General features: G+C 51.8%; 28 protein-coding genes. 16 read left to right on the top strand and 12 right to left on the bottom strand.

Features of this window, described 5'->3' with window-relative positions; all coding sequences use genetic code 11:
- Positions 1 to 284: 284 nt before the first annotated feature.
- Complete coding sequence (locus tag P2G88_RS11780; RefSeq protein WP_275796175.1) at positions 285 to 1,112, bottom strand: transporter substrate-binding domain-containing protein; 828 nt, start codon at positions 1,110 to 1,112, stop codon at positions 285 to 287.
- Between the two features lie 175 nt (positions 1,113 to 1,287).
- Here P2G88_RS11780 and ndk point away from each other — a divergent pair, with 175 nt between their 5' ends.
- The 11 genes from ndk (at position 1,288) to P2G88_RS11835 (ending at position 12,163) form a co-directional block, all read left to right on the top strand.
- Positions 1,288 to 1,719, top strand: a complete 432-nt coding sequence (gene ndk, locus P2G88_RS11785) for a nucleoside-diphosphate kinase (protein ID WP_275796176.1) — start codon at positions 1,288 to 1,290, stop codon at positions 1,717 to 1,719.
- 134 nt (positions 1,720 to 1,853) lie between these two features.
- Positions 1,854 to 2,975: a bifunctional tRNA (adenosine(37)-C2)-methyltransferase TrmG/ribosomal RNA large subunit methyltransferase RlmN gene (locus tag P2G88_RS11790; protein WP_275796177.1), complete on the top strand. Its 1,122-nt coding sequence runs from the start codon at positions 1,854 to 1,856 to the stop codon at positions 2,973 to 2,975.
- 28 nt (positions 2,976 to 3,003) lie between these two features.
- Positions 3,004 to 4,212 carry a type IV pilus biogenesis/stability protein PilW gene (gene pilW, locus P2G88_RS11795; protein ID WP_275796178.1) on the top strand — a complete coding sequence of 403 codons (1,209 nt, stop codon included), beginning with the start codon at positions 3,004 to 3,006 and terminating at the stop codon, positions 4,210 to 4,212.
- 3 nt (positions 4,213 to 4,215) lie between these two features.
- Positions 4,216 to 5,328 carry a RodZ domain-containing protein gene (locus P2G88_RS11800; protein WP_275796180.1) on the top strand — a complete coding sequence of 371 codons (1,113 nt, stop codon included), beginning with the start codon at positions 4,216 to 4,218 and terminating at the stop codon, positions 5,326 to 5,328.
- Positions 5,329 to 5,359: 31 nt separating this feature from the next.
- Positions 5,360 to 6,481 (top strand): flavodoxin-dependent (E)-4-hydroxy-3-methylbut-2-enyl-diphosphate synthase, encoded by a 1,122-nt coding sequence (gene ispG / locus P2G88_RS11805; RefSeq protein WP_275796182.1) that lies wholly within the window; start codon positions 5,360 to 5,362, stop codon positions 6,479 to 6,481.
- A gap of 118 nt (positions 6,482 to 6,599) precedes the next feature.
- Entirely contained in the window at positions 6,600 to 7,880 is a 1,281-nt protein-coding gene (hisS, locus tag P2G88_RS11810) for a histidine--tRNA ligase (protein WP_275796184.1), read from the top strand.
- Positions 7,881 to 7,898: 18 nt separating this feature from the next.
- Positions 7,899 to 8,525, top strand: coding sequence for a tetratricopeptide repeat protein (locus P2G88_RS11815; protein WP_275796186.1), 627 nt, complete (start codon positions 7,899 to 7,901; stop codon positions 8,523 to 8,525).
- A gap of 10 nt (positions 8,526 to 8,535) precedes the next feature.
- On the top strand, positions 8,536 to 9,783 hold the full coding sequence (gene bamB / locus P2G88_RS11820) for an outer membrane protein assembly factor BamB (RefSeq protein ID WP_275796188.1): 1,248 nt from the start codon (positions 8,536 to 8,538) through the stop codon (positions 9,781 to 9,783).
- An 87-nt stretch (positions 9,784 to 9,870) separates the two neighbouring features.
- The gene (der, locus tag P2G88_RS11825) at positions 9,871 to 11,316 is read left to right on the top strand and encodes a ribosome biogenesis GTPase Der (RefSeq protein ID WP_275796190.1); all 1,446 of its coding nucleotides are present in this window, start codon (positions 9,871 to 9,873) and stop codon (positions 11,314 to 11,316) included.
- Positions 11,317 to 11,365: 49 nt separating this feature from the next.
- The gene (locus tag P2G88_RS11830; RefSeq protein WP_275796192.1) at positions 11,366 to 11,848 is read left to right on the top strand and encodes a phosphoglycerate mutase family protein; all 483 of its coding nucleotides are present in this window, start codon (positions 11,366 to 11,368) and stop codon (positions 11,846 to 11,848) included.
- Between the two features lie 33 nt (positions 11,849 to 11,881).
- Positions 11,882 to 12,163, top strand: coding sequence for a hypothetical protein (locus tag P2G88_RS11835; protein WP_275796194.1), 282 nt, complete (start codon positions 11,882 to 11,884; stop codon positions 12,161 to 12,163).
- On the opposite strand, the gene P2G88_RS11840 is transcribed toward P2G88_RS11835, so the two are convergent.
- Positions 12,137 to 13,018, bottom strand: a complete 882-nt coding sequence (locus tag P2G88_RS11840) for a glycerophosphodiester phosphodiesterase (RefSeq protein ID WP_275796196.1) — start codon at positions 13,016 to 13,018, stop codon at positions 12,137 to 12,139. The genes P2G88_RS11835 and P2G88_RS11840 overlap by 27 nt on opposite strands.
- 17 nt (positions 13,019 to 13,035) lie before the next feature.
- The gene (gene xseA / locus P2G88_RS11845; protein ID WP_275796198.1) at positions 13,036 to 14,364 is read right to left on the bottom strand and encodes an exodeoxyribonuclease VII large subunit; all 1,329 of its coding nucleotides are present in this window, start codon (positions 14,362 to 14,364) and stop codon (positions 13,036 to 13,038) included.
- Between the two features lie 102 nt (positions 14,365 to 14,466).
- Here xseA and guaB point away from each other — a divergent pair, with 102 nt between their 5' ends.
- Positions 14,467 to 15,936, top strand: coding sequence for an IMP dehydrogenase (gene guaB, locus P2G88_RS11850; protein ID WP_275796200.1), 1,470 nt, complete (start codon positions 14,467 to 14,469; stop codon positions 15,934 to 15,936).
- A gap of 69 nt (positions 15,937 to 16,005) precedes the next feature.
- Positions 16,006 to 17,583: a glutamine-hydrolyzing GMP synthase gene (guaA, locus tag P2G88_RS11855; protein ID WP_275796202.1), complete on the top strand. Its 1,578-nt coding sequence runs from the start codon at positions 16,006 to 16,008 to the stop codon at positions 17,581 to 17,583.
- 79 nt (positions 17,584 to 17,662) lie between these two features.
- On the opposite strand, the gene P2G88_RS11860 is transcribed toward guaA, so the two are convergent.
- From P2G88_RS11860 to P2G88_RS11875, 4 genes are all read right to left on the bottom strand, one after another.
- Entirely contained in the window at positions 17,663 to 18,829 is a 1,167-nt protein-coding gene (locus P2G88_RS11860; protein WP_275796204.1) for an AI-2E family transporter, read from the bottom strand.
- Positions 18,830 to 18,843: 14 nt separating this feature from the next.
- Positions 18,844 to 19,059, bottom strand: a complete 216-nt coding sequence (locus P2G88_RS11865) for a DUF3185 family protein (protein ID WP_275796206.1) — start codon at positions 19,057 to 19,059, stop codon at positions 18,844 to 18,846.
- Positions 19,060 to 19,244: 185 nt separating this feature from the next.
- Positions 19,245 to 19,568 carry a PRC-barrel domain-containing protein gene (locus tag P2G88_RS11870; RefSeq protein WP_275796208.1) on the bottom strand — a complete coding sequence of 108 codons (324 nt, stop codon included), beginning with the start codon at positions 19,566 to 19,568 and terminating at the stop codon, positions 19,245 to 19,247.
- Positions 19,569 to 19,633: 65 nt separating this feature from the next.
- Positions 19,634 to 19,813 carry a CsbD family protein gene (locus tag P2G88_RS11875; protein ID WP_275796210.1) on the bottom strand — a complete coding sequence of 60 codons (180 nt, stop codon included), beginning with the start codon at positions 19,811 to 19,813 and terminating at the stop codon, positions 19,634 to 19,636.
- Positions 19,814 to 20,175: 362 nt separating this feature from the next.
- Between P2G88_RS11875 and P2G88_RS11880 the strand changes: the two genes are divergently transcribed.
- On the top strand, positions 20,176 to 21,066 hold the full coding sequence (locus P2G88_RS11880; protein WP_275796212.1) for a cation:proton antiporter: 891 nt from the start codon (positions 20,176 to 20,178) through the stop codon (positions 21,064 to 21,066).
- Positions 21,017 to 21,496 (top strand): cation:proton antiporter, encoded by a 480-nt coding sequence (locus tag P2G88_RS11885; RefSeq protein ID WP_275796214.1) that lies wholly within the window; start codon positions 21,017 to 21,019, stop codon positions 21,494 to 21,496. The genes P2G88_RS11880 and P2G88_RS11885 overlap by 50 nt, the downstream gene beginning before the upstream one ends.
- 114 nt (positions 21,497 to 21,610) lie before the next feature.
- Here P2G88_RS11885 and P2G88_RS11890 read toward each other — a convergent pair whose 3' ends face one another.
- Positions 21,611 to 21,841, bottom strand: a complete 231-nt coding sequence (locus P2G88_RS11890; RefSeq protein WP_275796216.1) for a hypothetical protein — start codon at positions 21,839 to 21,841, stop codon at positions 21,611 to 21,613.
- A 265-nt stretch (positions 21,842 to 22,106) separates the two neighbouring features.
- Positions 22,107 to 22,253 carry a lmo0937 family membrane protein gene (locus P2G88_RS11895; RefSeq protein WP_275796218.1) on the bottom strand — a complete coding sequence of 49 codons (147 nt, stop codon included), beginning with the start codon at positions 22,251 to 22,253 and terminating at the stop codon, positions 22,107 to 22,109.
- Positions 22,254 to 22,579: 326 nt separating this feature from the next.
- Between P2G88_RS11895 and P2G88_RS11900 the strand changes: the two genes are divergently transcribed.
- A complete protein-coding gene (locus P2G88_RS11900) occupies positions 22,580 to 22,891 on the top strand; it encodes a BON domain-containing protein (RefSeq protein WP_275796220.1) in 312 nt (103 codons plus the stop codon).
- A 115-nt stretch (positions 22,892 to 23,006) separates the two neighbouring features.
- Here P2G88_RS11900 and P2G88_RS11905 read toward each other — a convergent pair whose 3' ends face one another.
- From P2G88_RS11905 to P2G88_RS11915, 3 genes are all read right to left on the bottom strand, one after another.
- Positions 23,007 to 23,300 (bottom strand): hypothetical protein, encoded by a 294-nt coding sequence (locus P2G88_RS11905; RefSeq protein ID WP_275796222.1) that lies wholly within the window; start codon positions 23,298 to 23,300, stop codon positions 23,007 to 23,009.
- 1 nt (position 23,301) lies between these two features.
- The gene (locus tag P2G88_RS11910; RefSeq protein ID WP_275796224.1) at positions 23,302 to 23,646 is read right to left on the bottom strand and encodes a hypothetical protein; all 345 of its coding nucleotides are present in this window, start codon (positions 23,644 to 23,646) and stop codon (positions 23,302 to 23,304) included.
- A 67-nt stretch (positions 23,647 to 23,713) separates the two neighbouring features.
- The gene (locus P2G88_RS11915) at positions 23,714 to 24,073 is read right to left on the bottom strand and encodes a hypothetical protein (RefSeq protein WP_275796226.1); all 360 of its coding nucleotides are present in this window, start codon (positions 24,071 to 24,073) and stop codon (positions 23,714 to 23,716) included.
- Positions 24,074 to 24,105: the final 32 nt, after the last annotated feature.

Here is a 24,105-nt window from a genome sequence, read left to right on the forward strand (position 1 = left end):
TGCGGCTCTGACGAAAACGCCACCCATTGGTGGGCAGCCTGCACTGCTTAGTCATCTTTTGCGCTGATGATTCGATTTATTGACCTTCACAGGAATGAACCCGGCCCGGTCTTATTATTGTGAGAGGAATCCGCTTGTGTCGCAAAAATTAAACGCCTGATTCTGGTCGGGGATTTTATATTACTTGAGCATTTTACTCAAGTATTAACCCGGTCGTCAGGGCGGCGCGGACTATATCATCAGGGGCATCGTGGGCAAAGCTTCGCGGCTGGATTTTCACGCTATTACTGGCGTTCTTGAGGCTTTGTCAGAAGGGGCGTCTTAAAGGCGTCTGGTTTAATTCGTAAACAGGTTATCGCCGTTTTCTCGCCTTTTGCGTCCTCAGAAAGACAGGATGTCAGGCGATACTCGACATCCATTTGCTGATACAACTGTTGCAGCCAACCACTTTCAAATAGCAGTCGCATGCGCTGATCCCATAATTCTCGCAAAGACTCCCCGGAAGCATTTTTTTGAAAGGCCGGGTATACCGGCAATATCGCTAATTCCCAAATGCGCAGGCGCTTTTGCAAAGACGGATCCTCTGCGAGCTGATGCTCCAGATTCCAACTTTCGTCGATGACATAGTCGATACGTTTAGCCAACAACATACGCAGGGCTGCGTCGGTGCTCTCTACTTCGTAGTAGTGGCGCGGTGGTGGATCAAAATATCGTTGCAGTTGGTAACCTGTTACCCAGGCCACAGACAGCGTGCCGAGATCTTCAGGCACACTGGTTTGTGAAGGCAAACCAACCAGTGAGATCATATCGCCGTCAAAGGGTAATGTCGGATAGAGAGCGTAGTCTTCTTCCTCTGCGTAGGCGGCTAACCATAAATCCGCTTTTCCCTCTTTTACCAGCGCTTTGCTGCGAGTGTAGCTGGCATACTCATAGTGGATCGCAAAATCTTCATAGACTTTGTTGACGATCTGTTGGTAGATGCCATTGCCCTCTTCAGTAGTGTAGTTGGGCTCCCATAAGGCAGTGGCTACCACCAACCGATCTTTTGCTACGGCTAAAACACTGTTGGTATAAACCACCAGGATCAGGAGTAGAGACCGCTTCAAATACATCTTCAACTCTTGGGCATCAGGTTTAGTAAGCGTAGCCCGAACAACGATTTGCACCCAATAAAATCAGGATAATTGCGCACTTGCGTTTTTTAGTGTCGATCACATGGTCAAGCCTGGGATTATTGCATATAATCCGCGCTCAAATTTTTCACCTTATCTTTTTTGGAGAATAAACATGGCTCTGGAACGCACGTTTTCCATCATCAAGCCTGACGCAGTAGCCAAGAACGTCATCGGCGCTATCTACAACCGTTTCGAGTCTGCTGGTCTGCGCATCGTTGCAGCCAAGATGCTGCACCTGAGCAAAGAGCAGGCCGAAGGTTTCTACGCCGAGCACAAAGAGCGTCCTTTCTTTGGCGCATTGGTTTCTTTCATGACCTCTGGTCCGGTGATGATCCAGGTACTTGAAGGTGAAGACGCTGTGCGTAAGAACCGTGAAATCATGGGCGCTACCAATCCTAAGGATGCGCTGGCCGGTACTCTGCGTGCCGACTACGCCGCTTCTATCGATGAGAACGCGGTTCACGGCTCTGATGCTGCTGCCTCTGCTGCTCGTGAAATTGCTTACTTCTTCTCTGACGAAGAGCTTTGCCCACGCACTCGTTAATTGCGAAGGCAACTGAAAGAAGGGAGCCAGGCTCCCTTTTTTAATGAGACAAAAAAGTATGCCGGTAACCCGCGAATGGCTTTTGCTGGTTAAAATCTGTACAATGCGCGCACTTTTGTATGAGGGTTGTTTGAATGGTCGCAGTGAAAACCAATTTGTTGGATTTGAATCGTCAGGGTTTGCGGGATTTCTTCGCCAGTATCGGTGAAAAGCCCTTTCGTGCCGATCAGCTGATGAAATGGATTTATCAGGCAGGCTGTGACGATTTTGAACAGATGACCAACCTCAACAAAGCTCTGCGTGCCAAGCTGACGGAACACTGTGTCATTGAAGCACCAGAGATTTCCCGTCAGCAAAATGCCAGCGACGGCACCATCAAGTTTGCCCTTATGCTGAAAGGCGGACAGGAAGTGGAAGCGGTGTGGATCCCCGAGACCGATCGTGCCACCTTGTGTGTGTCCTCTCAGGTGGGCTGTGCCCTGGAATGTACCTTCTGCTCTACTGCCCAGCAGGGATTTAACCGTAATCTGTCGGTTTCTGAAATCATTGGTCAGGTGTGGCGTGTGGCCAAAACCATTGGTTTGTCTAAAGACACCGCCAAGCGACCGATCACCAATGTGGTGATGATGGGCATGGGCGAACCGCTGCTGAATTTGAAAAACGTGGTGCCGGCCATGGACATTATGTTGGATGACTTCGGCTTCGGCTTATCCAAGCGCCGGGTGACATTAAGCACCTCTGGCGTGGTGCCTGCTCTGGATCTGCTGGCTGACCAAATTGATGTAGCCCTGGCCGTTTCACTGCATGCACCTAATGATGAATTGCGCGATGAAATCGTGCCCATTAATAAAAAGTATCCCATTGCTGAGCTTCTGGCTGGTGTGCGTCGTTATTTGGCCAAGTCCAATGCCAACCAGGGACGGGTAACCATCGAATATGTCATGCTCAATGGCATTAATGACAGTATGGACCAGGCTCATGAGCTTGCGCGCGCGCTGAAAGACACGCCCAGCAAGATCAACTTGATCCCCTTCAATCCTTATCCAGGTTCCCCCTACACCTGCTCCAGCAATTCGCGCATTGACCGCTTCTCCAAAGTGTTAATGGAATACGGTTTTACCGTGGTCGTGCGCAAGACTCGTGGTGACGATATCGATGCCGCATGTGGTCAATTGGTCGGCGATGTGGTGGACCGAACCAAGCGAATGATGAAAAAACAGATGAAGGGCGAGCAGATTTCGGTAAAAATGGCTTAATGTGACTCAGGCAAATGCGTGGCCATTGATGCGTAAGTACTTTTTTTTCTTAGTAATCTTGTTGGCCGGTTGTGCCGGTCAACCCTCAGTGGAAGAGGGGAGTCAATCTGCCAATTTTAACCAGGTGGATGCGGCTAAGACCCGTATATCGCTGGGACTGACCTACCTTAAAAACGGCAATTATTCTCAAGCGAAATTTAACCTGGATAAAGCGCTGCAGTATGCGCCCCGTCTGGCCGATGCCCACTACGGCATGGCGTACTACTACCAGTTGGTGGGCGAAACAGAGTTAGCCAACAAATCCTACAGTGACGCTATGGCGCTGGCGCCGAAAAATCCCGACATTCTCAACAGTTATGGCGCTTTTTTGTGCCAGCAAGGACAGTATGAAAAGGCCAAAGGCTACTTTTTAGACGCCATCGCCACGCAAAATTATATTCGTACCGCCGAATCCTATGAAAACCTGGCGCTGTGTAGCCAGAGCCAGGGGCAACTCGCTGATGCCATTAATTATCTGCGTCTGGCCCTTAACCATCAGCCCGGACGCGGAAAGAGCCTGATGTTGTTGGCTGAACTGCAAGCCAATCAGCAGGATTGGTATGCTGCAAAGGCAACGCTGGTCAAATATGAAAAAATGGCGCGTGTTACCCCTGAATCGCTGTTGTTGGCCGCCAAAATAGAAAAAGGCCTGGGTAATATTAAGGCTATGGAAGATTATGGTCGTATGCTCCTGCAGTTATATCCTGAACACCAGGCCAATAAAGCGTTTCGTCTGTTACAATATGATGCCGAGCACATATCCGCGCCGGTGACGCCTGCAGTTCCTAAAGTGATTGCTAAACCCCAGCCTGAGGTGACTCAGGAAATCCCAAGTCCCAAGCCTGAGCCTGTGGACACGACCAAACCTCAGAGCCCAGAGCCACAACTGACTGAGAAAACCACGCCCCCAGAGCCGGAGCCTGTGGACTTGGCAGAAGAAGCATCCGGCACCCAAGCTTCAGATGAAATATCGGCGCCTTCGGTTGAAGAGACATCCATCACAGGGGAAGAGTCAGACCGGAACAGCGAGCAGGTGAACGATGAGATAGAACTGCATACCGTAGCAAAGGATGAAAATCTGTATCGTATATCCTTGAAATACAATGTAAGAATGGAGAAGCTGATAGAGTGGAATAATCTTAAAGATGCTTCCTCCATTTATGTAGGTCAAAAGTTGCGGGTAAGGGCGCCTGAGTAGCAAATGAAATCAGAAAACCAACAGCAAGATGCGGATTCTGTAGAAGTCGAGAATCACGCAGACAATGTGGAAACCTTAAATAGAGCTGATGAGGTCAAGGCTGGCCCTGGTTATATGCTCAAATCGGCACGTATCGCCCTGGGCTTGTCGGTAGAAGAGGTTGCCACCAAGCTCAACTTGCGTCCGGGCAATGTAGTAAATCTTGAAGCCGAGCATTTTGACGAGCGCATCTCGGTGACCTTCACGCGCGGTTATTTGAAGCTCTATGCCAAATTGGTTGGCTTGGATTCGGACAAGGTGTTGGAAGCCTTCGAGGAAATGAACGCCTCAAGGCAGGAGCCGGCCAAACTACAGAGCTTTTCCCGCCGTGTGGAGAGAGAAACCAGCGACGATCGTTTAATGCTGGTGTCCTATCTGATCCTGACCATTATTCTGGCGCTGGTTGTCCTGTGGTGGTGGCAGCAAAGTGACAGCAGTATGCCGGAATCAGGGATGGTCCCTTTGCCTGTTCAGCAGTCGGTGCAGATCGGGACGTCTGAGCCGGAAACCGACCAATCTGCTGCGCCCACAGAAGACCTTGCGCCCTATGAAGAAGTCGTTGACCCCCAGGTTTCTGAGGATGAGCAGCTTCGTGATGAGGCGGCTTTGATGCAACAGGCGGATTCGTCTGTGCCGTCAGCGGATAACCCCAATCAGCCTGCTTTACCGCTTTCTGAGTCGCAAAATACCCAAACTGAGACGCGCCAGCCTGAAATGCAGACACAATCTGCGACTTTGCCGACTGCCACTCAACCTGAGCAAAGCGCGCCGACGCAAGCCTCGCCTGTGGTGAGAAACCAGGAAACACAACCTGCCAGTAACACAGCCAGAGAGATTGAGCTGATTTTTGAATTTGCCGGTGATTGTTGGATCAATATTACCGATGCAACCGGTGAAGCCATTGCCTATGGTGTAAAAGCCTCAGGGCGTATTATGCCGGTTACTGGCCTACCACCTTTTGAAGTGGTTCTTGGTGCGCCAGAGTCGGTGCAAATAAGTTATAATGGCCGTCCTGTAGATATGTCTGTATTTAAACCGGGGCAGACCGCGCGCTTTACCTTGCCCATGACGCAGTAGGCTGCCTCGTCCAATCACTGGAATTGTTATCATGTTTGCCGAATCTCCCATCAAGCGCCGCAAGTCGACCCGTATCTATGTGGGCAATGTGCCTATTGGCAACGGCGCACCTATTGCCGTGCAATCCATGACCAATACGCCGACCACCGACGTGGCGGCAACGGTAGCGCAAATCAAACGTATTCAGGGCGTGGGCGGTGAAATCGTGCGGGTATCCGTACCCACTATGGATGCCGCCGAAGCCTTCAAGCAAATCAAGGCCCAGGTGGATATTCCGGTGATTGCCGATATTCACTTTGACTATCGTATTGCCCTCAAAGTGGCCGAGTACGGTGCAGATTGCCTGCGTATCAACCCTGGCAATATCGGCAATGAAGAGCGTATTCGTGCGGTGGTGGATTGTGCCCGCGACAAGGGGATCCCGATTCGCATCGGCGTAAACGGTGGCTCTTTAGAGAAGGATTTGCAGGAAAAGTATGGCGAGCCCACCCCTGAGGCCTTGGTGGAGTCCGCCATGCGCCATGTGGACATTCTCGATCGCCTGAATTTCCACAGTTTCAAAGTCAGTGTGAAAGCCTCTGATGTGTTTTTGGCGGTGGGCGCGTATCGTTTATTGGCAAGCAAAATCGATCAGCCGTTGCATTTGGGGATTACCGAAGCCGGTGGTTTTCGTGCCGGTGCGGTAAAAAGTGCGGTTGGCTTGGGTATGCTGCTGGCAGAAGGTATCGGCGATACCATCCGCATTTCGCTGGCAGCCGATCCGGTGGAAGAAATCAAAGTCGGTTTCGATATTCTCAAATCGCTGCGTATCCGTTCCCGTGGCATTAACTTCATTGCCTGCCCAAGCTGCTCTCGTCAGGAGTTTGACGTGATAGGCACTGTAAATGCACTGGAGCAACGCCTGGAAGACATACTTACGCCCATGGATGTCTCCATTATCGGCTGCGTGGTGAATGGCCCGGGCGAAGCTGAGGTATCAGATTTGGGATTGACCGGTGCTCGCAATATGAGTGGTTTCTATTTGGATGGCCAGCGTCAGAAAGAGCGTTTGGACAACAACGATCTGGTGGCCCAACTTGAAAAGCGCATCCGTGCAAAAGCGGCACAAATAGAAGAGAAAAACCGTATTCCGGTGAAGGTTGAGCAGGCCTGATTAGCAGTTGGCTTTTTCGTCGATTTACCTTTGCCTCCTGAGTCCCTATAATCGCCGGTTTAATTATGGCCACGCGCTAGTGGCACATCCCTATTTTTCAGTTTGAGATAGCAGATCAGTGACCAAACAAATACAGGCCATTCGCGGAATGAATGACTGCCTGCCACAGCAGTCTGGCTTGTGGCAGTGGGCAGAACAAGTCATTCGTGAGGTGGTAGCCGGGTACGGTTATCAGGAAATCCGCACACCGGTGTTGGAAAGTACAGAGTTATTCAAGCGCTCTATCGGTGAAGTAACGGATATCGTCGAAAAGGAAATGTACACCTTCGAAGATCGCAACGGTGACAGCCTTACCTTGCGTCCAGAGGGCACCGCCAGTTGCGTACGCGCCGGAAACGAACATGGTCTATTGTACAATCAACAGCAGCGCCTGTGGTACATGGGACCCATGTTCCGTCATGAGCGTCCGCAAAAGGGCCGCTATCGTCAATTCCACCAGTTTGGGGTGGAAGTGTTTGGTTTGGACGGTCCGGATATCGATGCCGAAGTGATCCTGATGTCCGCCCGTCTGTGGCAGCGCTTCGGTATGGCCGACAAAGTCACGTTGGAAATCAACTCACTGGGTTCCAGTGAGGCTCGTGCTCGTTATCGTGATGCCCTTATTGAGTTTCTGACTGCTCATCAGGACAAGCTTGATGAAGACAGCAAACGTCGCATGACCAGCAATCCTTTGCGTGTGTTGGATAGTAAGGACAGCAACGTGCAGGCTCTGTTGGCTGATGCACCGGATCTGCTGGACTACCTAGATGCAGAATCCAAACAACATTTTGACACCTTGTGTGAACGATTAGCCCAACTGGGCATCCAATACCGGGTTAACTCGCGCCTGGTGCGGGGGTTGGATTATTACAACCGCACCGTGTTTGAATGGGTCACTGACGCTCTTGGTGCTCAGGGTACCGTTTGTGCCGGTGGTCGTTATGATGGTTTGGTTGAGCAGTTAGGTGGCAAAGCGACACCAGCAGTGGGTTTCGCCATGGGCATGGAACGTCTGGTGTTGTTACTGGAAACCATGGGCCAGGCTGAAAAAGTCCCATCTGCCGTACAGGTATACCTGTGCCTGATGAGCGACGACGTTACCGCTTATGGCTTTAAGTTAGCGGAAAGCTTACGTGACCAAATGCCCGGCTTGCGATTGCAGAGTCACTGTGGTGGCGGCAATCTGAAGAAACAGATGAAGCGCGCAGATAAAAGTGGTGCCTCCGTTGCCCTGATTATTGGCGATGAAGAAGCAGCGCAAAATAAGATCACCTTGAAATTCCTACGCCAGGAACAAGAGCAGCGTTCAGTGCCTGTGGCTGAACTGGTTGCCACCTTGCGTCAGGTTCTGGAAGATTAGAAGTATTAGGGGAAGTAGATGGAAATTTATAACACTGAAGAACAACAAGTCGAAGCCATCAAAAAGTTTTGGAAAGACAATGGCATGGCCATCGTGGTCGGCGCAGTATTGGGCCTGGGTGGTCTGTGGGGCTGGCGCTATTACAATGAAACAAAATTTGCTGGTCAGGAACAAGCTTCCGCACAATACGAGCAGGCTATCAGCAGCCTGGAAGCGGGCAATGACTTGAGCAAAGTCAGCGAGTTTATCCAAACCCACTCTGACAACAGTTATGCCGTACTCGCTGCCTTGCAAGCAGCACAAAAAGCGGTGGATGCAGACAATCTCACAGAGGCTGCTGACAAGCTGCGCTGGGCAGCTGAACATGCTGAAGTAGATGCAGTCGCCGCGGTAGCGAATTTACGTTTGGCCCGCATTCAAATTCAACAAGCCGAATACGACAATGCTTTGTCTACTCTGGATAAAGTGTCTGGTGACGCTTTCGTTGCCCAGGTGCAAGAGTTCAAAGGGGATGTCTATCGTCTTCAGGGCCATGTGGATAAGGCCCGGGCTGCTTACAGCGCGGCTCTTGAGAAAAACAGCGGCAACAACCTGCTGAAAATGAAGTTGGATAATCTGTCGGCTGCGGCCACAGCCGGAGCATAAGGGGCTGCTTGTGAAAAATTGCATCAAGGCCCTGTGTCTGTTGTCGGTGCTGGGCATGTCCGGCTGTTCTGTATTGCCTGATTGGATGGATGCCAGAACCTGGTTTATGGACGATGAAGAGATTGAGATTAAAAAGCTTAAGCCCATCGAATCACAGTTTATGGCCCAAGCGAAATGGGAGCGTAGTGTAGGCGATGGCGTTGGCGAGCATTTCTCCCGTTTAAAGCCCGCGGTGGCCTACGAGAAGGTTTTTGCGGCAAGCCGTCATGGCATGGTCAAAGCATTTGAACGTGACAGTGGCAAGCTGGTCTGGGAACAAAACCTGGCCATATTCAAAGACGATAGCTGGTATGACGGTGTCGCCAAACTTTGGCGCTCTGGTGCGCCAGCACGTATTGCCGGTGGATTGAGCGTAAGTTACGAAAAAGTCTTTTTAGGCACTGAAAACGGTGATGTCTTTGCATTGGACGTCAACACGGGTGAAGTGAAGTGGCGCGCCAAGGTCAAAGGTGAAGTGTTAGCCCGTCCTGCGGTGGATGAAGGCACTGTGGTGGTGAATACCGGTGCAGGCGTGATGTTTGCCCTGGATGCTGAAACCGGTGAACAACGCTGGCGCTATGAGTCTGAAGTACCGCCGCTTTCGCTGCGTGGTGTATCAGCTGCCAGCATCAGCAGTGGTGGTGCCATTGTGGGAACGGCCTCCGGTAAACTGGCTGCAGTGATCCTGAACAATGGTCAGATCGCCTGGGAACAAGCCGTTGCCGCCCCAACCGGTGCCACCGAGTTGGAGCGCATTGTTGATATTGATGTCGAGCCTCTGGTGCTTGGCGGCATGATCTACGTGGTGTCCTTTGACGGTACCCTGGCTGCGGTGGATATCCGCAGTGGTCGCGTAGTGTGGAAGCGTGAATACAAGTCCTATCGTCGTATCAGCCTGGATGCCAACAATCTGTTTGTGGTCGATAACAACAGTGTTGTTTATGCACTGGACAGACGCAGCGGCGTGGAGCTTTGGAGTCACAACAGCTTGCGTGGTCGTCAGCTGACGGCAGCAGAGCCGGTAGCCAGCTATGTAGTAGTGGGCGACAAGTTCGGTTTCCTGCACTGGCTGAATCAGAGTGACGGCAAGATAGTCTCCCGGTTGCAAGTGGGTGGCGATGATGTCGATGAGGGCATTTACACCGACCCTGTGGTGGAAGGCCGCGTGGTCTATACCCAGACCCGCGATGGCGAATTGTGGGCCATCGAGACGCCTTAGCATATAATGGCAATAGTCTTAAAAAGACAAAGCCAAATTGATCAAGGCGGCCCAATAATGGGCCGCTTCTGTTAGGAAAGAACCTTTATGTTACCTGTAGTCGCCCTGGTGGGGCGCCCCAATGTGGGCAAATCCACTCTGTTTAACCGCCTGACCCGCAGCCGTGATGCGCTGGTGGCAGATTTTCCCGGCCTTACCCGGGATCGCAAGTATGGCCAGGCCAAGTACGAAGGGCTGCAGTTTATCGTAGTGGATACCGGTGGTATCAGTGGCGACGAGCAGGGCATCGATGCGGCCATGGCAGGACAGTCTTTGCTGGCTATCGATGAAGCCGATGTGGTGCTGTTCCTGGTGGATGCCCGCGCCGGTCTGACTGTCGCCGATCAGGCCATTGCCGATCATTTGCGCAAGCAAAGCAAGCAGGTGCACCTGGTGGCCAACAAGGTCGATGGTATCGACGGTGACAGCGAAACCGCCGATTTTTACCGATTGGCCTTGGGAGACATTCACCAGATCGCTGCTGCCCATGGTCGTGGTATCAGCCAATTGTTGGACGATTTGCTGTTACCTCTGCAAGATAAATTTCCCGATATGCAGGTGCAGGAAAAAAGCCTTGAGGAAGAAGAGCTGGATGCCGAGGCCCAGCTTGAACGCCTGCAGAGCCAACCCATTAAGCTGGCTATCGTCGGTAAGCCCAATGTGGGTAAATCCACCCTGACTAACCGTATTCTGGGGGAAGAGCGTGTGGTGGTGTTCGATCAACCCGGCACCACCCGAGACAGCATTTTTATTCCCATGCAGCGCGACGGGCGTGAATATATTCTGATCGATACCGCCGGAGTGCGTAAACGCAAGAAGGTCAGCGATATGGTGGAGAAGTTCTCCATCGTTAAGACCCTGCAAGCCATTGAAGAAGCCAACGTGGTGTTGGTAGTGGTGGATGCCCGAGAGGGGATCACCGATCAAGACCTAAGCCTGCTTGGCTTTGTGCTTAATTCCGGGCGCTCATTGGTGTTGGCGGTCAATAAATGGGACGGCCTCAAGACCGATGTAAAAGATGAAGTGAAACGTGAATTGGACAGACGTTTGGGCTTTATCGACTTTGCCCGATTGCACTTTATCTCGGCCATGCACGGCACCGGCGTTGGCAATTTGTTTGAATCCGTTATCGAAGCCTATGAATCGGCGACCAAGCGCATCAACACCTCGATGCTGACCCGCATCATGGAAATGGCTCAGGACGATCACCAGCCGCCTTTGGTGCGTGGACGCCGGGTGAAAATGAAATACGCCCATGCCGGGGGCTATAATCCGCCGGTAATAGTGATCCACGGTAACCAGGTGCAGGATCTGCCGGACTCCTATAAGCGTTTCTTGATGAATTACTTCAGAAAGACGCTTAATGTGATGGGTACGCCCATTCGCATCGAATTCCGCGAAGGCGCCAATCCCTTTGAAGGCAAGAAAAACCAGCTGACCCTGGCCCAGGAGCGCAAGCGTAAGCGCTTAATGTCTTTCCATAAGAAGAAGTAATCACGGGGGCCGAACGGCCCTCAATTATTTAAAGAATAAGGACATCCATATGAAAACCTGGCTACTTTGCTTGTTTCTGTTTCTCTCTGCCAGTGGTTCGGCTTTGGCGGCTGATGTATCCCTCTACTTTCTTCGCCATGCGCAAAAAGAAAGTCAGGGAAGCGATCCGGCACTGACTGAGGCAGGTAAGCACCAGGCCCAGAACCTGGCAACCATGCTAAAACATGTGCCCCTTGAGCGTATTTACAGCACCGATTACCAACGCACCCGGCAAACGGTAACGCCTCTGGCCGAGTCTAAGGAAATGGAAGTTTTGCTCTATGATCCGCGCGATTTAGAGGGCTTTGCTGCATCCTTGCTGGCTAACGGGCAGGATGCAGTGATTGTGGGTCATAGCAATACCACGCCTGAGCTGATTCGCTTGTTAGGTGGTGAAGCGGCGGATATACAGGAAAGCGAATATGGCGATCTGTACAGACTTCATCTTGATGACAAGAAGGTCGAAACCCTGAGATTGGTGATCCCTCACTGATTGAAGAGCGCGGAATGGATTTCGAAGTAACTTATGGATAAGCAGAAACATTTGGCGCCAAGCCCTTACTACCGCATTTTCTTTACGGCGCTTTGCCTGATTTGCCTGGCCTGTGTTTGGCTGACACCCTATAAACTGCTCTTTTCTGTGTTGTCGGCGCTCTCTTTCGTGCCGCTGTTCTGGTTTCCTATCCGCTATAACAGCAGGGAAAAGGTAAAAGAGCTGGCCGCGAAACCACTCTCATGGTGGACGTCGCCCTTTCCTTATCTGGCACTTCTAGCAGTTGGTTTATTGGCCTTGGCTTATCTTTACTAAGTAATCCGGGCGGTCGCTGATAATGCCATCAACGCCCAGGCGGATAAGGTCTTGCATATCCCAGGGATCGTTAATGGTCCATACATGCACCTTCATGCCTTTGGCATGTGCATCGGCCAATAGCTTCTCGCTCACCACTTTGATACCGCCACTATGCATGGGTACTTGCAGGGCTGCCCCTTTAGGCGAGTACAGGCTGCTTAGGCCCAGTTTACTCAAGATCACAAACCGGGAGGTCTCGCTTGAGGCCATAGAGGTGGCGACCGCCGGGCAGTGCTGACGAAATTCATCCAACGCTTCCTGATGGAAGGAGCCAATAATTAACTTATCCTGCATCTGGTGTTTTCTAACAAGCTGGCAAAGTGGCTGGGCAATGGAAGGCTGGCGCTGCTTGATCTCAATGGTCATTGGCATATGGGGAAATGCGTTAAAGATTTCTTCCAGGGTGGGGACTTGAATACCTTTCCCCCTGAAGGCTTTATCTGCCCCAGGCAGGGCTTCCAGATGGTTAAAGCCCGCATCCAGTGCTTTGATTTGCAACAGCGTCATTTCTTTTAGCAGACCTTTGCCGTTGGTGGTGCGCGACACATCGGCATCATGCATCAGTACCAAGTGACCGTCCTTGCTTTGATGTACGTCCATTTCCAGCATATCCACGCCCAAATCCACGGCATTACGAAAGGCGTACAGGGTGTTGCTGGGCCACAGTAAATAGCCACCCTGGTGAGCAATGTTTAAAAAACCTGGGTAATTTTCAAAAAGGGGCGCTTGGGGCGCGTTGGACGCGGTCAGGCGAAAATAGCCCAATAGCAATGCAAACAGCAGGATAAGGGCGAAGCAAAGTTTCTTAATCACGGTTGGTTATTACCAAGCTATTTTTCAACCAGGCTAACGACTTCACCATCGACAAATTTGGTGGTGAGGCGATCGCCGCTCTTGAGTTCGGCCGCCTTTTTCACCGCTTTGCCGTCTTTTAGGCTGATACTGTAGCCGCGAGACAAGGTCGCCAGGGGGCTGACGCTATTGAGTAAATGGCTGTTTTCGGCGAGAGCCTGACCTTTGCCCTGCAGCAGGTCCTTTACGCTCTTTTGCAAAGATTGCTCCAGGAAACCTAAGCGTTGTGTCAGGTTATCCAGTCGCCGTTCGGGCGATAATCTGCCTAATCGCTCCTGTAGCTTGTTACTTCGTTTCTCGGCATCGCTGAGACGTTTAGCAAAATGCTGTGAAAGCTCTGCACTAAGCCTGTCCAGTTGCTGTGCCTGTTGCAGTAAACGCGCTTCGGGGTGATAGCGCTGCAATCGATGGGCGGCCACTTCATGACGATGGCCCAAGGCTGACAGGCGATGTTGGGTCAGGCTGACTAACCTTGCACCGAGCTGCTGTATGCTTTTCTCAAGCTCGGCTTTATCACGGCTGACCAACTCGGCCGCAGCCGATGGGGTAGGGGCACGCAAATCTGCCACAAAATCGGCAATACTGACATCTACCTCATGGCCAACGGCGCTGATAATGGGCAAATTGGAGGCGTAAATGGCATAGGCCAGGGCTTCATCGTTAAAGCACCAAAGATCTTCCAGCGAGCCGCCGCCACGTCCCACAATCAGTAAATCTACTTCGTTGCGCTGATTGGCAGTTTGAATGGCGCGAATCAGCTGCGCCGGCGCGGTTTCTCCCTGTACCTGGCTGGGGTACAGAATCACTTCGATGGCCGGATTACGGCGTTTGAGCACGGTCAGAATATCGTGAATTGCAGCACCGGTCGGGGAGGTCACTACGCCCACCTTAAGAATAGGGGAAGGCAATGGGCGTTTGCGGGCCGAATCAAATAAGCCTTGTGCCAAAAGCTTTTGTTTAAGCTGTTCAAACTGTTGCTTTAACAGCCCCTCGCCTTCGGGCTCAAGGTGTTCCACAATCAGTTGATAATCCCCTCGCGGCTCATACAGGCCCAGGCTACCCCTTACCAGCACCCTGTCACCCTCTTGGGGACGCATGGTTACCCTGCGGTTGGCCATCTTAAACATGGCGGCGCGCACCTGTGCACGATCATCTTTTAAGGTGAAGTACCAATGGCCGGAACTTGCCGCGACAAAATTGGAGATTTCGGCGCGCACCCAGACCTGGCCGATTTCCATTTCCAGTACCTGGCGGGCAAGGCGATTAAGGTGGCTGACGGTAAGAATATTGTGGTTATTTTGCTGCATGGAAATTAACTGGAAACGGCAGGATAAATTCAGTTTACCCCAATGGGCAAAAGGGCTACAATTGCGCCGCAACTAATTCCTCATTCTAAAGGTGATGTTGCGATGCTCAGAATCGATAAAGAAGCCCTGACGTTCGATGATGTATTGTTGGTTCCGGGCCACTCTACTGTCCTCCCCCATACCGCCAGTCTCAAGACAAAATTAACCCGCGGTGTAGAGCTCAATATCCCTATGGTATCTGCCGCCATGGACACAGTGTCCGAGGCGCGCCTGGCTATTGCATTGGCTCAGGAAGGTGGCATGGGCTTTATTCACAAGAACATGACGGCTGAAGAACAGGCTGCCCATGTTCGCCAGGTAAAGAAATACGAAAGCGGCGTGGTTTCCGATCCTATTACCGTGACTCCTGATGCCACTGTTGGCGAAATCAATGCCCTGTCCAAGCAACATGGCTATTCCGGTTTCCCTGTAGTGGATAAGGACAATAACCTGGTTGGTATTGTCACCGGCCGTGATCTGCGTTTTGAAAACAATCTCGGCCAGGCCATCAGCAATGTGATGACGCCAAAAGCCCGGTTAGTCACTGTGCGTGAAGGTGCCAGCTCCGAAGAAGTACTGGGGCTGATGCATGAACACCGTATCGAAAAGATCCTGGTGGTGGATGACAACTTTAAGCTCAAGGGCTTGATTACCGTTAAGGATTTCCAGAAAGCCGAAAGCAAACCCAATGCCGCCAAGGATGAATTGGGTCGCTTGCGTGTTGGCGCCGCCGTAGGCGTTGGCGCCGGTACTGACGAGCGTATTGCCTTGTTGGTGGAAGCCGGTGTGGATGTGTTGTTGATTGATACCTCCCATGGTCATTCCCAAGGTGTTATCGATCGCGTCAAGAAAGTGCGTGCCCAGTATCCTAATCTGCAGCTGATTGCCGGTAACGTGGCCACTGGCACTGGTGCTAAAGCGTTGGCAGATGCCGGCGTAGATGCAGTGAAAGTAGGTATTGGCCCAGGTTCAATCTGTACTACCCGTATCGTCACCGGTTGCGGCGTACCGCAAATCACCGCCGTGGCCGATGCGGTGGAGGCCCTGGAAGGCACGGGTATTCCAGTGATTGCCGATGGCGGTATCCGTTTCTCCGGCGACATCGCCAAGGCCCTGGTGGCCGGTGCCAGCTGCGTAATGGTCGGCAGTATGCTGGCCGGTACCGAAGAAGCACCGGGCGAAGTGGAGCTTTACCAAGGTCGTTACTACAAATCCTACCGTGGTATGGGCTCGCTGGGCGCTATGAACCAGGCCCAGGGCTCTTCGGATCGCTATTTCCAGGATGATAAGAGCGCAGAGAAACTGGTACCTGAGGGTATCGAAGGCCGCGTGGCATACAAAGGCCCGATTTCCAATATCGTGCATCAACAAATGGGCGGCCTGCGCAGCGCCATGGGTCTGACCGGTTGCGCCACCATTGATGAAATGCGCACCAAGCCGAAGTTTGTACGGGTCACTGCGGCCGGTATGGGCGAGTCCCATGTGCATGATGTGACCATCACCAAAGAAGCACCAAACTACAGAATGGGCTAAGGCCAATCTGGACTGAAAATTCGAAGCGGCACCTGCCGCTTCGCCGTTTTATTACAAGCTGGAACTTCCATGACTGCAAATATTCATGACCATCGTATTCTCATTCTGGACTTTGGCTCTCAGTACACCCAGTTGATTGCCCGTCGTATTCGTGAAATCGGCGTTTATTGTGAGCTTTGGGCCTGGGATGTAAGCGAAGAGCAAATTCGTGAATTTAATCCCCGCGGTATTATCCTTTCCGGTGGCCCCGAGTCGGTGACTGAGGCCGGCTCTCCCCGCGCCCCTGAATATGTGTTTAAGGCTGGTGTACCGGTATTTGGTGTGTGCTATGGCATGCAGACCATGGCTGCACAGCTTGGTGGAGCGGTGCTCGGCAGCGATATTCGTGAATTTGGCTATGCCGAAGTGGAGATTATCGACCCTACCGCGCTGTTTGCCAGCATAGAAGATAAAGTCGGCGCCAACGGCAACGCTCTGCTGGATGTGTGGATGAGTCACGGCGACAAAGTCAGCGCCATTCCTTCTGGCTTTAAGACGTTGGCGCAAACTGCAAGTTGCCCTCATGCGGCCATGGCTGACGAATCCCGACATTTTTATGGTGTGCAGTTCCATCCGGAAGTGACTCACACCCGTCAGGGAATGCGTATGCTGGAGCATTTCGTGGTGGATATCTGCCGCTGCGAAAAGCTGTGGACTCCGGCCTCCATTATTGAAGATGCCGTCGCGCGCCTGCGTGAGCAGGTGGGTGACGATGAGGTTATTCTGGGCCTTTCCGGCGGTGTGGATAGTTCAGTAACGGCCATGCTGCTGCACCGCGCCATCGGCAAGAACCTGACCTGCGTATTCGTGGACAATGGACTGCTGCGCCTTAATGAAGGCAAGCAGGTAATGGATATGTTCGGTGATCACTTTGGCTTAAACATCGTTAAAGTGGATGCCGAAGACAGATTCCTAGGCGAGCTGGCCGGCGTGGACGATCCCGAAGCCAAGCGCAAGGTTATCGGTAAGGTCTTCGTAAACGTGTTTGACGAAGAAGCCGGTAAGCGCGCTAATGCCAAATGGCTGGCCCAGGGGACTATCTACCCCGATGTGATTGAATCGGCAGGTTCCGCCACCGGCAAGGCCCATGTGATCAAATCTCACCATAACGTCGGTGGTCTGCCCAAGGATATGAAGTTGGGCTTGGTGGAGCCGCTGCGTGAGCTGTTTAAAGATGAAGTACGTAAAGTGGGCCTGGAGCTTGGCCTGCCTTATGACATGCTTTATCGCCATCCTTTCCCTGGACCGGGTTTGGGTGTTCGCGTATTGGGTGAAGTGAAAAAGGAATACTGTGACCTATTGCGCCGTGCCGACGCCATCTTTATTGAAGAGTTGCATCGGGCAGATCTTTACAACAAGGTGAGCCAGGCCTTTACCGTGTTCCTGCCAGTGCGCTCCGTGGGCGTGATGGGCGATGCTCGTAAATATGATTGGGTAGTATCATTGCGTGCGGTGGAAACCATCGACTTTATGACCGCCCACTGGGCCCATCTGCCCTATGATTTCCTGGGTAAGGTATCCAACCGCATTATCAATGAGATAAACGGGATTTCCCGGGTAGTCTATGACATTTCCGGCAAACCCCCAGCTACCATCGAGTGGGAATAAAAACACAAAAACAGCCTGTATAAAAACAGGCTGTTTCTGAGAACGCAATGCCGCTGATCTGTTGACGTGATCGCTTGCATTAAGGTCTTGCATCCCGGCTGCTCAGCGTGTGTTTCAGGCTGACCTTTATTTCGCTCCAGATGGCAACGAAAAATGCCGTCAGAGGCACCGCCAGCACCATCCCGATTATGCCATTTAAAGCCGTACCCCAGAAGAACAGGGAAATAACCACGAGTGCGGGATGAAGGCCAGAGCGGTTGGCCATAATCTTGGGGGTCAGTAGCCAGCTTTCAATCAGTTGCACTGCAGAGAACACCAGTGTGGCCAGGAGCAGCAATTCGACGCCCTGCAGATAGGCCATGGGTAAGATCACCAGTAAACCAATCAGGGTGCCCAGGAAGGGAACGATATTCAGTAGGCCCAGTATCAGCCCAATCAGCATGCCAAATTCAAGACCTATCAGGGTAAAGCTCAGGGCATAAAGAATACCCATGCACAAGGCAATGATGAGTTGGCCCTGAAAAAAGGTGGTGACGTATTCCACGAATACCTCCATAAAATACAGAGTTTTCTGCTGGGTAGGGCGGTGGAAGACAGAGAGCAGTTCGGATGCCTGTCCCCTGAGTGAATTGCCTGAGCGCAGGGCGAAGAACAGAAACAGGGGCACGAAGCTGATACCCACCAACAGCTCCAGATAGGACATGAGTGTGCCTCCTGACTCCTCCAGCCCTGGCAGAACAGGCTTTGACTCCTGTCCACCGCTATTCTCTATGCTGCTGGAAATGATCTCGCTGAGTCTTGGAAAGTGAGCAGAGAAATATTCCTGCCAGTTTGCCAGCGCTTCGGGCAAAACAGTCATCATCTGTACGATTTGGCTGATCAGAATGGGAACCAGTAGGAAAATCAGCCCGCCGATCCCTATAAAGAAGGCCGCCAGCAGAATAATGATGGCCAACAAGCGGGGCAAGTGAATTCGTCTTTCAAAGAACTCTACCACCGGATAAAGCACCAATGCCAGAATACCGGCCAGGGACAGCGACAGGATAAGGCTGTAGAACATCTCCAGTATCCATCCGAATGCCCACAGGATGGTGCCAACCAGCATGGTTAGTACCACCAGGGAAAACAGTACCGCCGTGTAACGAAACAAACGAAGTTCAACAACGCTAAACAGATTTCTGATTGGTAGGTACTGGCTGGCTATCCTTACCCGGTCAATCTCGGATTCCTGTCTGTTGGGGGGCATTGCCAATTCCTGCGTTAGCTGCGGGTGGTTCTGCCGAGCAACAACATTGCCCCTCCTGCCACAGCAGAAGCTGCGCCAAGGATCAGATACCAGATTGTGTGATCAGTAAAACGGCCGGTAACGGCCTCTGCTACCTGATCACCCACGCTCTGGGATGACTGATACGCTAAGAAAAGCAGGATTAAACCTACTGCAAGTAACACAAGAGCCAGAATTCTGTTGTTCGCCATTGCAATCTCCTTATGGAATATGTGGGTGGCATTGCTCATTTGTTCACGGTGGACGTTCAGATGTATAGTGGGGATTGGTTACCCCGACTTTTGTTGTCCATGATGCGTCGCCCCGTGGCGGCGCATTTGATCCATACGGCGGGTTCCGTCCTAATCCTCTTCGCTCAGACTCCAGAGCATGCAGGTCACCGTTGATAGTACGACTCGACGGTCGAGGTCCAACTGGCATCAGCCATGTCAGGCCAGTCATCTTTATCGAAGCCGGGGGCGTTCTGTATGCGTTTGGCTTCTACGTCGAACATAAAACGCTTGTTTTCCTTATCCAGCATCAGGGCCTTCCTGGGCACTGCAAACAGGTGATCGCCCATACCCAGGAAACCGCCAGTCGATAAAACTGCATAACGAATCTTGCTTTCAGCCAGATCGAGCATAATGTCGTGGATCTTGCCAAGCTTTTCATCCTGCATGTTACATACTTCGTCGCCAGTAATCGTGGCGGCGCTCAGCAACGTTACCGAGCCCTACATGGTATCCCTGGAGTCGTATCTGCTATTAGGTGTTGTAGTTGGAACATTCATTTGCTTGCCTTCTTGATGTCGTTCTTGAGATCGCCGTATTTGGTTTTCACCTTGCCAATAAGCTTCTCGGCTTTACCCTCATATTCCGTACTTTTGTCGCCTGTTATCTGGCCGGCAACTTCCTTGGCCTTCCCTTTCGCTTCGTCTGCTTTACCTTGGACCTGATTCTTGTTCATGAGTTAATCTCCATATGATTGATAGGTTTGGTTTCTGCTTCTTACCATAAGCTCAAGTAGATGCAGGAGTAGAGCGTAATTGAAGTCCGAGGGCTGGTCTGTGCGTTAAGACTCAGAGTGTTCGCAATCACCTATGACTGATTGGTTTTATCGGTCCGGAGCTTTTATTCAGCGTATGAGGTTCAGCGAACTGAGATCGCTGCCGTTACCCGCTATCGTAAGGTTTGTGTGACATTTTCCGTGGGGCAGTGACTAATATGTTTTGCTGCAACAGGAAATCAGCATGTTCAAGCAATACAAACAATGTCTACAGATATCAGTGGGGGCTTACGGGATATAATATTCAATGCAGCGAATAAGGTATGTCTGACTCGCTTTGGTTCCTGCTTGTAGGCGGATTGATGCTTGCGCGTGGGTTGACGGTAACCCTGTTGCAGCGCTCTCCTATTACTCCGGCGATGTTCTATCTTGCCTTGGGACTGCTGCTCGGCCCCACAATCCTCAACCTGTTCCATTTCAACCCACTCCAAGAATCTGCATTGCTTGAGGTTCTGACCGAAGTGGTGGTGCTGATCTCGTTATTCTCGGCAGGTGTCAAGATGCCAGCGCCGATAGATGTCCGCCGTTGGCGGGCGCCTGTCATGCTGGCGTCAGTATCCATGGCCATCAGTGTGGGGATGGTCGCAGCTTTCGCTTACTATGTACTTGAACTGCCGCTGGGAGTGGGGGTGCTGCTGGGTGCGATACTCGCCCCCACCGATCCCGTGCTGGCCACGGATGTGCAAACCCGCCATCCCGGCGATAAGGACCCTCTACGCTTTACCCTGACCTGCGAAGCGGGCATGAATGACGGCAGTGCATTTCCTTTTGTAATGCTGGGCCTGGGCTTGCTGGGTTTACAGGATCTTGGCGAATTCAATCTGCACTGGGTGTTGATTGATGTCTTATGGTCCACGGTGGCCGGCGTCGTCATCGGACTGGTGTCAGGGTATGCGCTGGCTCATATGGCGCGAAGTCTGCGTGGCGCCTTGCCCGACCAGAATCTAATGGACAACTTTCTTGGCCTTGGCCTGATCGGGGTGGTCTACGGCCTGAGCTTGCTCATAGATGCCTGGGGCTTTCTGGCGGTGTTTTTTGCTGCAGTCAGTTTGCGCCAGACCGAATTCAAACTGGCTTTATCCCGACAAGAGCCGGAGCGCGCATATGTGGATTCGATTCCAATGCAAAGTCAATCTGCCCGCCCAGGAGGGTGACCCGCCAGCGTCGATCAGCGGCGGCTCACTGATCTTCAAGGAACAACTGGAGCGTCTCTCTGAAATGATGCTTGTGTTGCTTATCGGCGGGACATTGTTTCTCGATTCCTGGAGCTTGCGAGCGGTGTGGCTGGCACTGTTCCTTTTCCTGGTTGTCCGTCCTGTCAGTGTCTTTATTGGTTTGCTGGGCACACCGACATCATGGCCGTTACGCTGGATGGTGGGATGGTTCGGCGTTCGCGGCATAGGCTCTCTGTACTATCTGATGTATGCCATCCAGCATGGCTTGTCAGAAGAAATTGCTCTGGAACTGGTCAGCCTGACGCTGATCGCGGTGACCCTTTCCATTATTCTCCACGGTATCAGTGTGAAGCCATTGATGAGCCGCTTTGGGTTGCGCAAAAAATACTCGGTCATAAGAGCAGAATAAATGTTCAGGTCTCAGAGTGTGAGAAAAAACTGACCTGCCGGCTTTAGCCGGTGTTTGCTAATGCCTCTCCAGGCAGAGCTGGTCTTTGGGCACTCTCCATGGCCCGATCGGTTTTCAGCAAAGCGACCGGTGAGGATGCGTCCCGCGCGAGCCCGAGATGCCGATGCTGGCTGAATCCGGAAAGGCATTTTTAAAGATTTGCACCATCATCTTTCGTTGTTCTGCCTGAGTCGCTTCATCATCTGCAATCAGCCTGCTGAGCAATACGCCGATATCATTGATATAAAAGCGAATGGAAGGGCCTTCGCCGCTGCTTTCATAACGTCCGCTTTGCGCATCACGCACTGTTTGTGGGTTTTCAGGTCAATAGGCAATACCCGCTTCCAGGCGTTACCTATTGCCGGGTTGCCTGTCGAGACGCCGTATCGGTCGCCAGAGCTGACGGCGGCTAAGTGGCAAGTACACAGATGCACATAATAAGACAGGAGTGATTTGACAGCATGTTAGTAGTCTGGAAAAGAAAGGGCGGCAGATTTTATCGTCGTCCTTTATTGTCCGAAAGATTGCGGTGGGAAAATCAGTATAGTGGGTCATTAGACCCGCGCTTGAATCAGATCCCGCGGCCACGAATCAGACGTACAGCTACAACTACCAAGGCCAGCACCAGCAAAATATGGATAAAACCCCCCATGGTATAGGATGACACCAAGCCCAGTGCCCACAGAATAATCAGTACGACAATGATTGTTTCCAACATAGATTTCTACCTGTCACTTAAAAGTAAGGTAACTATGTGGGATTGTCGTCGGCTTGTATGTACGCTGCCACACCATAAAAAACATACAGCGCAGTGACGGTGCGCTGGCGCACAGAACAACAGTTTTGACAGGTTTAAGCTGACAATCCGATTAATGCAGCAGATGAGACTAATCATGCAGCCTTGCCACAAACTCTACGCCTTGTTGCTCAGCTCGTTTCTGAAGTCTTTGATAAAAATCAGGGGGCTAAAGGGCGTAAACAATGGGCTGGAGATAACCACTCCGGCAGACTTCAATTAAGCATTACAAACAGGACATTTTCATCATGAGAACACGTAATATCTTTGCAGTGTTTTTTCTTAGTCTCTTCAGTCTGACACTACTTGGCTGCGGCGCAACCAACACTCGGGAAAGTACCGGCGAATATGTGGACGACACTGTGATTACCACCAAGGTAAAAGCGGCTATTTTCAATAATGCCTCGCTTAAAGTCAGCGAAATTAATGTTGAAACCTTCAAAGGGGTGGTGCAGTTGAGCGGTTTTGTAAATTCAGCAGAAGATATCAATACTGCCATGCGGGTGGCACGTGATGTAACAGGTGTGACGTCGGTAAAAAACGCGATGCAGGTCAAATAGATTCCTGGCAAGTAATGTTGCATGTTCTGCAACTACGCTCTATATGTGCGGCATCGTAAATAGCTTATTTTCTGTTCAGCTATGCCGGAAATCCCTCCCCACAAACAGCACCGTCTCATCGCTGGCTGTCACTGGACCGGCTCAAAGTCAACCACCTAGTGATGACCCAGGAGCTGATTGCCAATATGCTTGTGGTATTGCCGGTAGATGTGGTTGAGTCGTGGCGATACAACCCCCAGCCGATCAACGCACCGCTAACTGTTGCCACCGCCAGCGCCGCCGGAGAACTGAGCTTGCCGTGCACCGCCTTTAGAACGGCGCGTGTTTGTACAGTCAACTGCTGGCGTTGTTGTGGTAAATGTTGCACCAACATGGCGATTTGGTGATCAAGTTGTTGTACTTGTTGCATATCAACTGGCCTCTTTGCTGTTAGTTGCGCCAGCCAAGCGCAGACTCTGCATGGTCGCCGGAAAACCCAGCAAGCTGCTGTAATGCCTCAAGCGTCGCAGTACAAACCACAGACCAGCGAGATTGACCACCATCGCCAGCCCCAACGCCTGTGCTACCGACAACAGGCTGTGCTGTGCCAGTATGATGATTTGGGTCAGCGCGGCAAACCAAAAGGTCAGGGCAAGCAAGCCCGCTATCAGAGCAAACACTAACAACGCAACCATACTGTTTGCCACCCGCTGCCCTTCGAGCGTCAGCAACTGTAACTGATCATAAGCCAGGTTTCTGGCCTGCTGCCACCACATAGCAATCTCAGCAGTAGCCTGTGGGGGGGGAGGAAGAACACCCGCAGCAGCGGGGCTTCCAGCCTGTTCATGCGCCATTTTGCGAACCGGTGCGACGGCTTAACCACCAACTGAACAACATGCCTCCTGCCAGGGCAACGCCAAGTGACACCAGCGGATGGTTGCGTACTTGGTTTCGGGTGCCCTCAGTCATTTGCTGCTGCAGATGTTGCAACTGTACACCTTTTTTTGAAACGGCCTCGGCAGCATGATTCATACCATTGGCCATTTTATCCACCGTCTCATGGGCGCTGTCAGTTATGTGCTTAATTGCCGGAGAACTGGCCTGTGCAGCACTGTCTATAACACGATGTATGCTGCCCGAAGCGGAATCCACTCCGCTGCTGAAACCCTTTTTGTCGGTGTTTGTTTCTGTTGGCTTTTCCATAAATACTCCGTATGTGTAAGACAAGGACAAGA

Origin of the sequence: Aliiglaciecola sp. CAU 1673 (genome assembly GCF_029223185.1) — a bacterium.
GTDB lineage: Bacteria > Pseudomonadota > Gammaproteobacteria > Enterobacterales > Alteromonadaceae > Bowmanella.

What these genes read in the sequence shown, in the direction of transcription:
- P2G88_RS11790 (WP_275796177.1), top strand. Translation starts at nt 1,854, where the DNA reads ATGGTCGCAGTGAAAACCAATTTGTTGGATTTGAATCGTCAGGGTTTG.
- P2G88_RS11895 (WP_275796218.1), bottom strand. Translation starts at nt 22,253, where the DNA reads ATGTTGGAAACAATCATTGTCGTACTGATTATTCTGTGGGCACTGGGC.
- P2G88_RS11875 (WP_275796210.1), bottom strand. Translation starts at nt 19,813, where the DNA reads ATGAACAAGAATCAGGTCCAAGGTAAAGCAGACGAAGCGAAAGGGAAG.
- P2G88_RS11885 (WP_275796214.1), top strand. Translation starts at nt 21,017, where the DNA reads ATGTGGATTCGATTCCAATGCAAAGTCAATCTGCCCGCCCAGGAGGGT.
- P2G88_RS11910 (WP_275796224.1), bottom strand. Translation starts at nt 23,646, where the DNA reads ATGTGGTGGCAGCAGGCCAGAAACCTGGCTTATGATCAGTTACAGTTG.
- P2G88_RS11815 (WP_275796186.1), top strand. Translation starts at nt 7,899, where the DNA reads ATGGAAATTTATAACACTGAAGAACAACAAGTCGAAGCCATCAAAAAG.
- guaB (WP_275796200.1), top strand. Translation starts at nt 14,467, where the DNA reads ATGCTCAGAATCGATAAAGAAGCCCTGACGTTCGATGATGTATTGTTG.
- P2G88_RS11800 (WP_275796180.1), top strand. Translation starts at nt 4,216, where the DNA reads ATGAAATCAGAAAACCAACAGCAAGATGCGGATTCTGTAGAAGTCGAG.
- P2G88_RS11900 (WP_275796220.1), top strand. Translation starts at nt 22,580, where the DNA reads ATGAGAACACGTAATATCTTTGCAGTGTTTTTTCTTAGTCTCTTCAGT.
- der (WP_275796190.1), top strand. Translation starts at nt 9,871, where the DNA reads ATGTTACCTGTAGTCGCCCTGGTGGGGCGCCCCAATGTGGGCAAATCC.
- P2G88_RS11880 (WP_275796212.1), top strand. Translation starts at nt 20,176, where the DNA reads ATGTCTGACTCGCTTTGGTTCCTGCTTGTAGGCGGATTGATGCTTGCG.
- P2G88_RS11905 (WP_275796222.1), bottom strand. Translation starts at nt 23,300, where the DNA reads ATGCAACAAGTACAACAACTTGATCACCAAATCGCCATGTTGGTGCAA.
- P2G88_RS11915 (WP_275796226.1), bottom strand. Translation starts at nt 24,073, where the DNA reads ATGGAAAAGCCAACAGAAACAAACACCGACAAAAAGGGTTTCAGCAGC.
- P2G88_RS11860 (WP_275796204.1), bottom strand. Translation starts at nt 18,829, where the DNA reads ATGCCCCCCAACAGACAGGAATCCGAGATTGACCGGGTAAGGATAGCC.
- xseA (WP_275796198.1), bottom strand. Translation starts at nt 14,364, where the DNA reads ATGCAGCAAAATAACCACAATATTCTTACCGTCAGCCACCTTAATCGC.
- pilW (WP_275796178.1), top strand. Translation starts at nt 3,004, where the DNA reads ATGCGTAAGTACTTTTTTTTCTTAGTAATCTTGTTGGCCGGTTGTGCC.
- P2G88_RS11865 (WP_275796206.1), bottom strand. Translation starts at nt 19,059, where the DNA reads ATGGCGAACAACAGAATTCTGGCTCTTGTGTTACTTGCAGTAGGTTTA.
- P2G88_RS11830 (WP_275796192.1), top strand. Translation starts at nt 11,366, where the DNA reads ATGAAAACCTGGCTACTTTGCTTGTTTCTGTTTCTCTCTGCCAGTGGT.
- P2G88_RS11780 (WP_275796175.1), bottom strand. Translation starts at nt 1,112, where the DNA reads ATGTATTTGAAGCGGTCTCTACTCCTGATCCTGGTGGTTTATACCAAC.
- P2G88_RS11835 (WP_275796194.1), top strand. Translation starts at nt 11,882, where the DNA reads ATGGATAAGCAGAAACATTTGGCGCCAAGCCCTTACTACCGCATTTTC.
- ispG (WP_275796182.1), top strand. Translation starts at nt 5,360, where the DNA reads ATGTTTGCCGAATCTCCCATCAAGCGCCGCAAGTCGACCCGTATCTAT.
- ndk (WP_275796176.1), top strand. Translation starts at nt 1,288, where the DNA reads ATGGCTCTGGAACGCACGTTTTCCATCATCAAGCCTGACGCAGTAGCC.
- guaA (WP_275796202.1), top strand. Translation starts at nt 16,006, where the DNA reads ATGACTGCAAATATTCATGACCATCGTATTCTCATTCTGGACTTTGGC.